This is a genomic window from Amycolatopsis sp. NPDC104819 (assembly GCF_055583145.1).
Genome location: NZ_JBVJON010000001.1, coordinates 14,038 through 27,343 on the forward strand (window position 1 = coordinate 14,038; position 13,306 = coordinate 27,343).

12 protein-coding genes and 1 tRNA gene are annotated in these 13,306 nt (G+C 71.4%); 5 read left to right on the forward strand and 8 right to left on the reverse strand.

From position 1 onward, the window contains the following. Positions 1–15: 15 nt before the first annotated feature. Both ACZ63E_RS00065 and ACZ63E_RS00070 read right to left on the reverse strand, forming a co-directional pair. On the reverse strand, positions 16–456 hold the full coding sequence (locus tag ACZ63E_RS00065; RefSeq protein WP_465306239.1) for a DUF983 domain-containing protein: 441 nt from the start codon (positions 454–456) through the stop codon (positions 16–18). A gap of 113 nt (positions 457–569) precedes the next feature. Further along, positions 570–2,102 (reverse strand): sigma-70 family RNA polymerase sigma factor, encoded by a 1,533-nt coding sequence (locus tag ACZ63E_RS00070; RefSeq protein ID WP_465333098.1) that lies wholly within the window; start codon positions 2,100–2,102, stop codon positions 570–572. Positions 2,103–2,290: 188 nt separating this feature from the next. Here ACZ63E_RS00070 and ACZ63E_RS00075 point away from each other — a divergent pair. Next, positions 2,291–2,363 (forward strand) — tRNA-Gly (locus tag ACZ63E_RS00075). A 187-nt stretch (positions 2,364–2,550) separates the two neighbouring features. Continuing rightward, entirely contained in the window at positions 2,551–4,020 is a 1,470-nt protein-coding gene (locus tag ACZ63E_RS00080) for an alkaline phosphatase family protein (RefSeq protein WP_465333099.1), read from the forward strand. Positions 4,021–4,065: 45 nt separating this feature from the next. On the opposite strand, the gene ACZ63E_RS00085 is transcribed toward ACZ63E_RS00080, so the two are convergent. The 3 genes from ACZ63E_RS00085 to ACZ63E_RS00095 form a co-directional block, all read right to left on the reverse strand. Then, complete coding sequence (locus ACZ63E_RS00085) at positions 4,066–4,359, reverse strand: YiaA/YiaB family inner membrane protein (RefSeq protein ID WP_465333100.1); 294 nt, start codon at positions 4,357–4,359, stop codon at positions 4,066–4,068. A 367-nt stretch (positions 4,360–4,726) separates the two neighbouring features. Further along, positions 4,727–5,128, reverse strand: coding sequence for an immunity 7 family protein (locus tag ACZ63E_RS00090; protein ID WP_465306247.1), 402 nt, complete (start codon positions 5,126–5,128; stop codon positions 4,727–4,729). 33 nt (positions 5,129–5,161) lie between these two features. Next, positions 5,162–5,701, reverse strand: coding sequence for a DUF2716 domain-containing protein (locus tag ACZ63E_RS00095; RefSeq protein WP_465306249.1), 540 nt, complete (start codon positions 5,699–5,701; stop codon positions 5,162–5,164). Positions 5,702–5,835: 134 nt separating this feature from the next. Here ACZ63E_RS00095 and ACZ63E_RS00100 point away from each other — a divergent pair, with 134 nt between their 5' ends. After that, positions 5,836–6,513, forward strand: coding sequence for an alpha/beta fold hydrolase (locus ACZ63E_RS00100; RefSeq protein WP_465333101.1), 678 nt, complete (start codon positions 5,836–5,838; stop codon positions 6,511–6,513). Here ACZ63E_RS00100 and ACZ63E_RS00105 read toward each other — a convergent pair. From ACZ63E_RS00105 to ACZ63E_RS00115, 3 genes are all read right to left on the reverse strand, one after another. Beyond that, positions 6,498–8,057, reverse strand: coding sequence for a serine/threonine-protein kinase (locus tag ACZ63E_RS00105; protein WP_465333102.1), 1,560 nt, complete (start codon positions 8,055–8,057; stop codon positions 6,498–6,500). The two genes, ACZ63E_RS00100 and ACZ63E_RS00105, sit on opposite strands and share 16 nt — an antisense overlap. A 68-nt stretch (positions 8,058–8,125) precedes the next feature. After that, a complete protein-coding gene (locus ACZ63E_RS00110) occupies positions 8,126–8,749 on the reverse strand; it encodes a hypothetical protein (protein WP_465333103.1) in 624 nt (207 codons plus the stop codon). A 90-nt stretch (positions 8,750–8,839) separates the two neighbouring features. Beyond that, on the reverse strand, positions 8,840–10,612 hold the full coding sequence (locus tag ACZ63E_RS00115; protein ID WP_465333104.1) for a hypothetical protein: 1,773 nt from the start codon (positions 10,610–10,612) through the stop codon (positions 8,840–8,842). 211 nt (positions 10,613–10,823) lie between these two features. Between ACZ63E_RS00115 and ACZ63E_RS00120 the strand changes: the two genes are divergently transcribed. Both ACZ63E_RS00120 and ACZ63E_RS00125 read left to right on the forward strand, forming a co-directional pair. Further along, entirely contained in the window at positions 10,824–11,975 is a 1,152-nt protein-coding gene (locus tag ACZ63E_RS00120) for a flagellar basal body-associated FliL family protein (RefSeq protein WP_465333106.1), read from the forward strand. 109 nt (positions 11,976–12,084) lie between these two features. Next, positions 12,085–13,305, forward strand: a complete 1,221-nt coding sequence (locus ACZ63E_RS00125) for a hypothetical protein (RefSeq protein ID WP_465333108.1) — start codon at positions 12,085–12,087, stop codon at positions 13,303–13,305. The last annotated feature ends 1 nt before the right edge of the window (position 13,306 follow it).

The window sequence follows — 13,306 nt, forward strand, 5'->3', positions numbered from 1 at the left end:
GAATTCCGGTACCGGCTACTCGACCGGGTGCAGGGGCCCGTCGAAGTCGGGCAGCGAGTGGCGCTGGATGGTCTTCGAGATCTTCTTGACCTCACCCTGCACGGTGAACATGCCGCGGATGGTGCCGACCCAGCGCTCGGACGGCCGGTCGCCGGTCACGTCACCCTCGGTCTCTGCGACCACCGTCCACGGCCGGCGCAGGATCCACCGCAACGGGAAGAACAGCATCACCAGCAACAGCGCCAGCAACACCCACGCCGGGACGTTGACCTGGTCCGGCGTCCACACCACGAGGATCACGGCCAGCAGCGCGGTGACCACGATCATCGCGATGCCGGGGCCGTAGCTGCCGGCGACGTCGTGCTCGAAGTCGTCGGCCGTGGCCGGGGCACGCCATTCCATCTGGGCACGGACCACCCAGTCGCGGCCGTCTTCGCCGCGCACCAGCCGGTTCATTCAGTAGCCTCCCGGGCCGCCCGCAGGGTGAGCAGCACAACGGTACCGTGCGCGGCCGCACCCGCGCGAGGGCGGAACCGGACATCCCACCCGGCGAAGTTGATCACCGCTGATCAGGAACCCGCGGAGCCGGACTCGGCAGAATCGGACGATTCGCTCGAACCAGTGACGGCCGACGTGCTGCTCGGGCAGGGTTTCCCCGACGTCGGCGTGACCGAGGTCGACGGCTCCGTGGTCGCGTCTTCGTCGTCCTTCGGCGCGGGTGTGCTGGTCAGGGTCGGCGTCCACTCCGGGCGGTCGCCCGGCGAGAGCTCCGGCGCGTCCGCGCTCTCCGGCGTGGGCGTGTCACCGGATTCGGTGATCGTCATGTCCGGGGTGGGCGTTTCGGAGTCCAGCCGCGGCGACGTCGAGGAGTGGCCGGGCGTGCTGAACGTCGAGGACGTGATGTCGTCGCGCGGGGTCAGCGCGTCGCCGCCGGCGCCGGGCTCCCCGGCCGGGACGTCACCACCGGGCACCCCCGGCACCTCGTTCGCCCCGAGCTGACGCTGCTCGCCACGCTGTCGGACCGGGAAAGCCCCGGTCCCGCGGCCGTTGAGCACGCCGATGCCGATCTGCGGGTCCGGCTGCGACTGGGGCGGCGGCTGGTGGTGCGTCTCGGTCGGCGGCACCACCACGAGCTCCGGAGCGCCGCCGGTCAGCCCGACGTCCTGCACGGGCGCCGAGCCGAACAGCACCGGACCGGCCGCGACGCCGACGGCGCCCACGGCGGCGGTCGACGCCAGCGCCAGCCCGATCTTGACCTTGGAGCCGACGAGGACACCCTTGAGCGCCGCACCCAGCCCGGTCAGCACACCGCTGCCGCCCGCCGCGGCCGGCACCAGCAGCACCAGCACCCCGGCGTGCGCGCGCAGCGACGAACAGACGTCACGCAGCTCGTCCTGGGTCGCCCGGCACGACGAGCAGCCGTGCAGGTGCGCCTTGATCCGCTCGGCCTCGGCCCCGGTGACGCTGCCCGCGGTGAACCCGCCGAGCTTTTCGACGACGGCGCGGCACGAGTCCGGCCCGCGGCTCACCGAGAGGTGGGCCTGCAGGTAGGCCGCGCGCAGCCCCTGGCGGGCGCGGCGGGCCAGCGCCGCGGTGGCGTTCGCGCTCAGCCCGAAGTGCGGGGCGACCATCGCGGGCTGCTCACCCTCGACCTCGGTCTGCCACAGCACGGACCGCCAGCGCTCGGGCAGGCTCGTGAACGCCGTGGTGATCAGCGTGTGCTCGGCCGTGCGGGCGTGCGTGTCGGCGCCCGCGCCGGCGCGGAAGGTCAGCTCGTCGTCCGACACGGGGACGTCGCGGCGGGCACCGTGCCACTCCCAGGAGACCCGGCGGGCGACGGTCAGCAGGTAGGCGCGGACGTAGTCCCGGGGGCCGGAGCCACGGCGAAGCGCCTGGAGCACGCGGAAGAACGTCTCCGCGGTGATGTCCTCGGCCTCGGACCGGTCGGAAGCCAGGCTCTGCGCCAGTCTCCGGACGGCGGCGGCGTGCAACTCGAACAGCTCCCCGAACGCGGCGTCCTCACCGTTTCGAAGTCGTTGCAGCAGTGCCTGCTCGTCGGATTCCGAGGCCGCTGGTGGCGGCACCGTGCCCAGCTCGGTCATCCGGCCCGGCACCTCCTCCCCGAAGGTCTCCCCGTTCGGTCGAATGGGGACACCATACGGAGGGAATCAGCCGTCGTCACCCCTTGTACGCCAGCTGTGACACCGAAGCACCGGGTCAGGGCACCGGGGGACCCGCTCATCGGAGCGGTTTCGGGAGGGTATAGAGTACGTCTCAACAGCAAGGCAGTGCGGATGTAGCGCAGCTGGTAGCGCATCACCTTGCCAAGGTGAGGGTCGCGGGTTCGAATCCCGTCATCCGCTCAAGATCAGGGCCGTACCACTGGTGCAAACCAGGGGTGCGGCCCTTGTTCGTGACTGCGGTCACAGGGGTCGCCGTTACCTTCTGGCGGGGTTTGTCGGGGTTCGGGAACTGTTTTCATCTGGTGTTCCGGCGGCGTTCGGCCGAAGCCACCTTTTCGGGTGATGCTCGGGCGTGATCGTGCTTCGCATGACCGAACTGACTCGTCGCCGTCTTCTCGGATCTGCCGCCGGGGTCGCCGCCACCGCGGCTGCGGCCACCCTCATGCCGCCGAACGTCCAGCGCGCGCTCGCCCAGGGCGCCCCGAAGCACGGCTCGCTGAAGGACATCGAGCACGTCGTGCTGCTGATGCAGGAGAACCGCTCGTTCGACCACTACTTCGGCACGCTGTCCGGTGTCCGCGGGTTCTCCGACCCACACGCGGCGCGGCTGCCGAACGGCAAGCCGGTGTTCTACCAGCCGGACGCCGAGAACCCGGCCGGGTACGCGCTGCCGTTCCACCTGGACACGCACGCCACCAACGCGCAGAAGATCCCCTCGACGTCGCACGCGTGGTCGGTCCAGCACGAGGCCTGGAACGGCGGCAAGATGGACAGCTGGCTGCCGGCGCACCGCAAGGCCGACGGCAAGAACGGCCCGTACGTGACGGGGTACCACACGCGCGCCGACCTGCCGTTCCAGTTCGCGCTCGCCGAGGCGTTCACCATCTGCGACGCCTACCACTGCTCGGTCTTCGGCCCGACCTGGCCGAACCGGATGATGTGGATGACCGGCACGGTCGACCCGGACGGCGAGAACGGCGGCCCGATCCTCGACAACAAGGCGCCCGCCGGCGGCTACACCTGGACGACGTACGCCGAGCGGCTGCAGGCGGCCGGCGTCAGCTGGAAGGTGTACGAGCAGAGCGACACCTACGGCTGCAACATGCTGGAGAACTTCGCGAACTTCAAGAACGCGCCCGCGGACTCGCCGCTCGCGGTCAACGGCCTTACGCACCGGCCCGAGGGCCAGTTCGAGTACGACGCGCGCAACGACAAGCTGCCGACGGTCTCCTGGATCATCTGCACCTCGACGGCGTCGGAGCACCCGCAGTACACGCCGGCCGAGGGCGCCGCGTTCGTCGCGTCGAAGATCGACGCGATCGCCGCCAACCCCGAGGTCTGGGCCAAGACGGTGTTCATCCTCAACTACGACGAGAACGACGGCCTGTTCGACCACGTCGTCCCGCCGACCCCGCCGGCCGGCACGCCGCACGAGTTCGTCACGAAGACGTCCCCGGGCGGCACCCCGAGCAACGGCCTCCCGGTCGGCGCGGGCTACCGCGTCCCGGCGATCGTCGTGTCGCCGTGGACCGCGGGCGGCTGGGTGTGCAGCGAGAACTTCGACCACACGTCGACGCTGCAGTTCCTCGAAAAGGTGACGGGTGTGGCCGAGCCGAACATCTCCGACTGGCGCCGCCGCACCTTCGGCGACCTGACGTCGGCGTTCCGCTTCGGCGACCACAAGGCGCAGCCGCCGGTCCTGCCGGACACGTCGGGCCCGCTGACGCTCTCGCGCTTCGAGCAGGCCAACCTGCCGGCGCCGACGTTCCCGGGCGCCGATCAGAAGCCGCCGCGCCAGGAGCCGGGCGGCCGCCCGCGGGTGCCGCGCCACCCGTGACGGTTCGCGGCCACCCCCGTTTTTCGCGGGGGTGGCCGTTTTTTCCTACACCGCGGAGGTTTTGAAGGGATCGTGCTCGGCGAGGAGCTTGTCGAGCCGGGCCTGGTCGACGCGGGAGACCACCGAGGTCTCGTCCTGTCTGTCCCGGACGCACTTGGCCAGGGTGAAGGTCGAGGTGACGAGGTAGAGCATGCCGAGGGCGAGGAAGCCCCGGATCCAGCCGTCGACCGGCAGGTAGGTGATCGCTCCGACGACCGCGGCCAGCGCCAGGCCGAAGGAGAGGGCCGCCTGGATGTAGAAGGCCGTCGTGGTGGGGGACGTGGTTCCGGATTTGGTCATGTGACCACGGTCTCGCCGAGGGGTGGCGGGTGTCTTGAGCAGAACTACTCAGCGCCGGTTGCGATGGGGCTACAGCTCGGGGCGGGGTGGCAGAGGCGTGAACGCGCGACTGCGATGGTGTGAATGACCCATTCATCTCGTCCGGTGTCATGAATGAGTCATTCAAGACGTCGGGGGCGCCCTCACTGCAGCCAGCGGCACAACCCCCGCGCGTAGGCAGCCCCCGCCCTCCCTGGGGGCCGGCCCCGCTTCCAGCGTATCGGCGGGTGCCGACGGAAAGCCGGGATGAGCCGGAGTCCGGCTTGGTTGTCCACATTCGCGGGAGGCTGTGGACAGGCGGGTGCGACGGAAGAAGCGAGAGCGCCGGCTACAGCTCGTAGACGTCCAGGACCGTCGGGGCCACCGGGGTCAGGTGGGGGTCTTCGCGCTCCGTCACCTGGCCGCGGGCCATGCGGTAGACGCGGAAGTCGTTGTCGTGCTCGGTGTCCTGGTCGTCCCATGTGTACAGGAGCCCGTACGAGCCCGGGGCCAGCTCGCCGACCCTCGTGAAGAGGTCCAGGAGCTCCGGGCCGAGGCGGCCGCCGTGTTTGTCGAAGCCGCCGAAGTGGAGCATCGGCATGCCCGCGCTCCAGCGGAGGTCGACCAGGTCGAAGTCACCCGCGTCGCGGATCGCGCGGTGGACGCGGTCGACCAGGCGCTCCAGGAGCGCCGCGTCGTCGTCGCCGCTGGTCGTGGCCTGGATGGTCGCCCAACCGTGATACTCGAACACCCGCAGAACGGTAGCAAGAGATCAACGCCGGGCTCAGCGGGCCAGCGCGGACGGCTTCCCGTCGCGGCGCAGGACGTTGTTCAGCACACCCTCGCCGTGCCGCTCGAACGCCGGCACCAGCTTCTCGCCGAACACGCACAGCGTGCGCTCCCACGGGTGGCCGAGCGTGCCGAACGAGAAGTCCGAGGCCAGGAACAGGTGGTAGTCCGCGCGCGGGAACACCGGCACCGGCCAGCGGGCGCCGTCGGTCATCCGGTGCGGGCGGACGCGGTAGGACTGGTGCTGCCAGTGCAGCGCCCACAGCCAGTCGTCCGGGCCGCAGACCTCGCGGAACGCGGCCGCCGCGATGGCCGAGACCTGGTGCTCGTCGACGGCGTACGGGCCGAGGCGGAACTCTGCCGACGCGCGGTCCAGGTCGCCGGGCGAGAGGTCCCAGGTCCGCGACGGCGCCGGCTCGCGGAAGCCCGGCCAGGCGTGGGCGTAGGTGCTCGGCCAGAACGCCAGCTTGTCGTACACCCAGTACCAGGCGGGCTCGTCGGCGACGCGGGAGACGGCTTCCCAGGCAGCATTCACTTTTCGACCTCGAGGTTGGGCCAGGCACGGAAGAACACGCGAAAGCTTCGTGTTCGGCCTCCGGTTTGTCCAGTCCTCGTCCGCTCCGCGCGAACTGTGTCACTCGACCGGGTGGGTTCTGCCAAGTTGTCACCATGAGGATCGTCTTCGTACACGGAGCGTTCGTCCGGGACGGCGCGTGGTGGTGGCAGCCGACCGCCGACGTGCTGAGCGCGCACGGTCTTCGCAGCTCAGCGGCGGTGTTGCCGAGCTGCGAAGGCGACCCGAAGGGTGACCTCCACGACGACGCGGCGGCCGTCCGCGCGCTGCTCGACGCCTCCGACGAGCCCGCGGTGCTCGTGGGGCACTCGTACGGCGGAATGGTGATCTCCGAAGCCGGCGGCCACCCCGCGGTCCGCCGGCTCGTGTACGTGACGTCGTTCCTGCCGGACGCCGGCCAGGCGCTCGCCGGCTTCGGCACCGGCGAGCCGGCGCCCTGGCACGTCAGCCACGGCGACGGCACCGCGAGCGTCCGGGAGGAGCTGGTGCGGCCGCTGTTCGCCCAGGACTTCGACGACGCCACTTACGCGGGCGCCGCGGCCCGGCTCACCCCGCAGAACGAGGTCGTCTTCGGCCAGCCAACGACCACCGCGGCCTGGCGGAACGTGCCGTCGACCTACGTCGTCTGCGCCGACGACCGCGCCACCCCGCCGGAGACGCAGCGGGAGCAGGCGAAACGCGCGACCGACGTCGTCGAGCTGGCCGTCGCGCACCACCCGTTCGTCACCCGGCCGGAGCTGGTGGCCGACATCGTGCTTCAGACGACGACGTAGCCCATCAGGAACTCCTTGGTCTTGCCTTCGCAGCCGGCGTCGAGCGAGTCGAAGTGGCTCGCGCCCGCGTTGCAGCGGTAGATCGCCCGCGCGCTCGCCCAGGACGGCGGGTTGGCGTAGAGGTGACCGAGCAGGCCGAGTGACTGCTGGCCTTCGCACTTGCCGCTCTGGTCGGTCGAGCTGAACCAGTCCTTCTGGTCCTTCACCTTGCAGGCGAACAGCTTCCGCGTGCCCGGCTCGGCCGTCGCGACGAGCGAGCCGAACACGCCTTCCTTCGTGAAGCCGGCCGGCGGGCCGACCTTCTTCGTGCCGCTGAAGTGGCCGCCGTCGGGCTGGTGGTAGCGGGTCAGCGGCACCTCGGCCGGGTGCGGCTTGTCCCCCGCGCTCGACGGCGGCGGGGCCGCGGCCGAGCTCGCGCCGGGCAGCGCGGACGCGCTCGTGGCCGGCGGCGCCGAGGACTTCTTGGGGCCGGTCTTCGGATGCGACGGTGTCGCGGACGTCGTCGGGGTGGGTCCGGCCGAACCGCCGGGCGCGCTCGCGGCCGCCGGGGTCGTGCCGTCCGGCTTCAGCAGGAAGATCGCGCCGAGCGCGGCGACGACGGCGACCGCGACCCCGGTCAGCACCAGCGGAAGCCGCTTCTTGCGCGGCCGGTCCCAGTCCACTGTGGTCGGTGACGGCGTCGCGACCTTCGACGTCACGGGCTCGAAGACGATCGTCGGCAGTGAAGCCGGGTCGACGGCCTGGGTCGGCGAGTCGGTGATCGCGCTGCGGGCGGTGGAAAGCAGCCCCCGCAGGCCGGCCGCGCCCAGCCGGTCCGAAGTGGACTGCGTGAGCAGCCCGCGCACGGCGTCGGCGAGCGGGCCGCGGCAGTGCTCGAACACCGGCTGGTCGTACATGATCGCGTGCAGCGTCGCGGCCGTGGTGGTGCGCTGGAACGGCGCCCGGCCCTCGGCGGCGTGGAACAGCGTCGCGCCGAGCGACCAGAGGTCCGCCGCGGGCGACGGCCCGGCCCCGGCGAACAGCTCGGGCGCCATGTACCCGGGCGACCCCATGACGCCGCCGGTCTGCGTCAGCGACGGGTCGTCCATCGCCCGCGCGATGCCGAAGTCGGCGAGCTTCACGCGGTCGCCGGGCAGCACCATGATGTTGCTGGGCTTGACGTCCCGGTGCACGATGCCCGCCGCGTGCGCGCTCTCCAGCGCGCCGAGCACCTGCAGGCCGAGCGCGGCCACGCGGTCGTTCGCCAGCGGGCCTTCGCGGCCGACGACGTCGGCGAGCGTCGGCGCAACCACCAGCTCCATCACGATGAAGGTGGCGCCGTGCTCGCTGACGACGTCGTAGACCGTGACGACGCCGGGATCGTTGAGCCGCCCGGCCGTGCGCGCCTCGCGCATGACCCGCTCGAGGTTCGTCCCCGGCGGAGTGGCCAGCTCCTTCAGCGCGACCGGCCGGCCGAGCACCCTGTCCTCGGCGCGCCAGACGACGCCCATGCCGCCCCGGCCCAGCTCGGCCGAGATCGCGTACCGTCCCGCGACCAGTCTCATCGTCGCCCCCCTGAACGCTCGGGGGCGATGCTAGGGGAGGCGCCGGGCAAGCCCGGCGCCTCCCCTTCTCAGGCCGCGTCCCAGAGTGTCAGGAACGCCGAAGCCTCGCTGCGGGCCCAGGGGCGCAGCCGTTCACGATCACGGGCCGAGAGCTGGTACTCCTTCGCCCGGCGGACGTCGATCACCAGCGCTTCACCGCCCGGTAGGACGTCCGGCATCGCCTGCTCGAGCACCCACAGCGCGAGCTGCGCGGAGTCCTTCGTCAACGGCTCTTCCTTGAAGTAGAGCCAGGTCGCGTACCGGCGGCCGTTGCTCTTGCGGAGGCCGAGCTGCGGGCTGACGCCGATCTCGAGCTCGCCGATGCGGCAGCGCCCGCGGCCGACCTCGACCAGCCGCGGTGACTTCCGGCCGAGGTAGCGCAGCCAGCCGTCGGCTATCGCGGCGTAGTGCGGTTTCACCTTCTCGTCGGCGGCGTTGACCAGTGCGCGCAACGCTGTCGCGTCCTGGTTGGCCGCCCGGCCGGACCGCACGGCGTTGGCCGCCCGGCGGTAGTAGTTGAACGCGGCCCGCGCCGGGTCCTCGTACAGCCGGCGCTGCCGCCGGACGAACGACGACCGCGACGGACCGGAACTCGCGCTGTAGCCCACGAACGTGGGCAGGGTGATGTAGGCCATGGCCCTGCCTTCCTCCATCACGCCACCCGCGCGGTGCGGGCGGCATCTCCCCTGGACAACGCCCATTTTAGAACATATGTACGACAGTTTCGGGGGCCGAAGAGGTGACTAGCGCAGGGTGAAGGTGACCAGATCCGCCGACTCGGTGCGGGTGAGCGGCAGCCCGTCGAGCGGGCGGGTGAGCGCCTGCTCGTACGGCGTCCCGGCGGCGCCGACCTTCAGCACCAGCACCCGGGGGATGCCGTACTTGCGCAGCACGTCGACGCTGTGGACGTCCGGGAACGTCTTGAAGGCCTCGTTGATCTCGAGGTACTCCGGGGGCAGCAGCCCGTTGTGGCCGTTGGCGAGCTTCGGGAAGCCCTCGACGGACCAGAACTGGTAGACGAACTCGCTGAACGGCTTGTCCGGCTCCTGGACCATCGGCAGGATCACCGCCGGCCGCGGGTCGTCCCGGAAGGTCGCGGCCAGGTCCGGCGGGATGCCGGGCGGCGACGGGTGCCCCACGTCCGGGATGCCCTCCAGCAGCGCGAACAGCGCGGGCACCCCGAGCAGCAGCTGCAGCGCGCGGCCCCGGGCGTAGGTCGTGTCGCGGTCGCGCAGCCACTCGGACGCCTTGGTGAGCGCACCCGCCGCGAGCAGGATCAGCAGCAGGATCACCCAGAGCATCAGGCGCCCGGGCGTGCGCAGCGCGTCCCAGCCGGGCAGGTACTTCCACAGGATGTAGTAGGTGAAGTCGCCGCCGAAGAACTGCGAGCCCATCGCGAAGACGAACACCACGACCGAACCGGCGCCGAGCGCGGCCCGCACCCGGACCGACCAGGCGCTGGAGAACAGCCCCACCAGCGCCACGACGAGCAGCGCCAGCCCCGGGAAGAGGACCTTCTCGGACGCGCCGGGCTGCAGGAGCCAGTTCGAGTCGACCAGGATGCCGGTGTTCGGGTCCAGCGGGGTGCCCTGCCAGAGCCACGTCGAGCTGAGGGTGGTGAACAGGCCGTCCGCCGGGGGCGAGAAGACCTTCACCTCCTCCCAGGGCCGGTTGAACCCGTAGTCCGTGACGACCTGCCGGAACGGGATGGTCATCAGGTAGGTGACGACGAGGAACACCACGACCCCGGCGCCGTCCAAGACCGCCAGGCGGGTGCCGAACGTCTTCCGGTTCCGCAGCGCGACCACCAGGATCACGAGCCCGGCGACGCCCAGCAGGTAGACGAACGGGAGGCCGACCGCGAACCCGAGCGTCACCTGCCACGCCGCGACGACCCAGCCGACGAACGCCCACCACGGGCGGGCCAGCTCGGGACGGCGGCCGTGCCGCAGGGAGTAGCCGTGGCCGCGGGCCAGCGCGAAGAGCGCGAGGGCGATCGCGCCCGAGGAAAGGATGTTGAGGTGGCTGATGTGGGTCAGCCGCCAGGGCGCCCAGGCGAAGGCGACACCCGCCAGCGCCGCGGCCTGCCAGGTGCCGCCGAGCTGACGCACCAGCAGGTACGCGCCGGCGTAGGCCATCGCGAAGGCGATCAGGAAGACGATGTTGTAGCGGAAGATCGCGGCGTACTGGCCGTCGCCGAACAGCGTCAGCGGCAGGTAACCGAGCAGGGAGTCCGAAAAGGCGAAGCTGTCGACCGCCGGGAAGAGCGTGTTCCCCGTCCACAGTGGCCCGCCGCCGGTGGCGAAGTTGTGCTGCCACGCCAGCTGCCACGCCTGCAGCAGCGGGTCGCCGAGGTCGGCGGTGACCGACGACTTCGGGTGCAGCAGCACGGGGTAGTTGAACAGTGCCGACAGGACGCCGCCGACGATCAGGGCCAGCAGGCCTTCCCGGGCGCGGCCGGTCGGCCGGATGCGGCCGAGCGCGCGCTGCGGCCTGGGTGGTGCTTCGGTGGTCACGTGGGCTCCCCTCTGAAAGCCCAGCCGGCTCCCCGACCGCCGTGACCTGGGCAGCCGGACTGTACCGGAGGCACAAATCGGACGCGGGCGCGGCGAGGACTCCCGAAACCACGCCACTTGCGCTACGTTGCCGATCAACCTCAAACCGCAACCTCGCAGGTCGGCCGCACGTGCCAGACTGATGCCCCGAATGGTGGATGGGGGTCGAAGGATGAGCTGGCAGGAAGATCTGCGCCGACTCGACGCGGACCTGGCGGCCGGCCGGATCGAACCGGCTGCGCACCGGAAGCAGCGAGACGAGCTGCTCGCGCAGGCATCGGGTTCGACCGTGCCTTCACCCGTGCCGTCGCCCCTGCGGCGGCCCCCGTCTTCGTGGCACAGCGCGAACCCCGCCGCGCAGCCGGTCGACCCGCGGTCCGCGCCGCCGCAGCGGATGGACACGCCGAACACCGGCCCGCAGCCGTTCCAGCAACAGCCGCTCCAGCAGCAGCCACCGCCGCGCCCCGCGCCGCCGTGGCAGCGGACGGAGTCGTCGTCGCAGAAAACGCTCTCCCCCCGCGCCGTGCCGCCGGTGCCGGACCACCTCACGACCGCGCCCAGCCCGGCCGACATCGTGCCCACGCGGTACATGCGCGTCGAAGGGTCCGTGCCGGAGGCCGACCAGATCAGCCGGTTCCCGCCGCTCGGCCGCCCGGTGCACCACCGGCCGGAAGAAGCCGAGGAAGCGGCGGGCAAGCACCGCTCCGGCGGAGGCGGCCGGCCGACCTGGCTGTTCCTCGGCCTCGGCGTGCTGGTCGTGCTGGCGATGGTCGTCGGCGCGACCGCGTGGCTCGGCTCGGACGACGACAACCCGCCGCAGGGCGCGCCCGCGCCGACGACGTCGGCCGCGTCCGGGATCCGGCCCGAACCGCTGGAGGACCGGCTGCCGAAGCTGCCCGGCGAGGCCAACCCGAACAACTCGACGCTGGCGATCGGGAAAGCGCGGGACCTGAAGCTGATCCCCGGCCCGACGGCCGACCTGTTCACGTCGAACGGGGCGAAGGAGATGGTGTTCCGCGGCAGCTCCGACGGCGAGGTCAACTACCTCGCGCTGGTCATCCCGACCGGCAGCGCCCAGAACGCCCAGACCGTCGTCGAGACGCTCTACCAGCAGGCGCTGTCGTCCGGGATGCGCCAGGTCGGCGCCGACGTCCGGACCATCTCCGGCCGCTTCGAGAACCAGTTCCTCAACACCAGCTGGTACGGCTCGGGCAACAACGCCGTCGTCATCGGGGTCGGGCTCCCCTACAAGGGCCAGTCCGGCATGAGCGGCCAGCTGGACGGGATGCTGAAGCAGTTCGAAAGCGTCCTGCCCGCCGGCTGAGCGCCGAGGGTCACGAACCGACCCTCCGGGGCCCGGTGAGCAGGGCTGAGTGCACAATGATGCGTGAGCTGGCTCGGCTGGCAACCGCTGACGAGATAGGGGGCCGGGTTTGTCCTGGCAGGAGGAACTGCGCCGGTTGGACGAAGAGCTGGCCGCTGGTCAGATTTCGGCCGACGACTACCGGCTGCGCCGGGACAGTGTCCTGTCCGCGGCCGTCAACGCCGATCCCCAGGCCGCACCGGCGGCGGGCAATCAGGCCGAGTCCACCCAGATCATCGCCCCGGTCTCACCGCCGTCCGGCCCGACCCCGGCGCAGCAGCCCGGGGGCGCCACGGCGGCGGACCAGACCCAGATCGTGAACTCCGGCTTCGGTGACGGCGAACGCACCCAGGCCGTCAGCCAGGGCGGCGCGCCGCAGGGCTGGGCGCCGGGCGCGCAGGCCGGCGACGCCGACCGCACGCAGGTCGTGCCGGGCATGCCGCAGCAGCAGCCGGGCCCCGGCGGGTACCGGCCGCAGGGCCAGGGCTCCGGCGGGTTCCCCCAGCAGGCTCCCCAGTACCACCAGCAGGGTCAGCAGCAGGGCCAGCCGATGCCCTGGAACGTGCCGAGCCAGGACACGAGCACCCCGTGGGGCGGCTCGGAGTTCCCGGCCGACACCAACTGGGTCGCGCAGGGCCCGGAGCCCTCGTTCGAAGCGGCGCCGGCCAAGGGCGGCAAGAAGGTCATCGCGATCGTCATCGCCGTGGTCGTGCTCGCGGGCCTCGGGGTCGGCGGGTACTTCCTCTTCTCCGGCAACTCCAGCGAGACGCCGCCGGTCGCGCAGTCGTCGAGCGCGGCCCCGAAGCCGACGCAGAAGCCGAAGGACGACCTGGAGGTCGCCAAGCTCCCCGGCACGGTCCTGTCCACCACGGACTTCGCGAACTTCGACGACCTCAAGGCCAGCAAGTCGCTGACCGACGGCGAGTTCGAAGTGCTCGCCGACGCGAAGCCGTCGCGCGCCCGCCAGTCGGTGGCCAAGCTGCCGTCCGGGGCGACCGCCGTCGTGCTGACCGTGCTGGCTTCCGACGCCTCCGCCGCGTCGAACGCCGTCGAGGGGCTCACCGACCAGCAGGTCAAGTTCAAGCTCGTCAAGTACACCGGCACCACGCCGCCCGGCGTCGAGGTGATGCAGCTGGTCAAGGACGACGGCCTCGTCCTGATCCGCGCGCACTACGTGCACAAGAAGACGGTCGTCCGCGTGCACGTCGACGGGCCGGACATGGCCACCGTCTCGAAGGTGTTCGACGAAATCCTCGCGAAGCAGCTGACCGAGCTGCCCGCCAGCAGCTGAC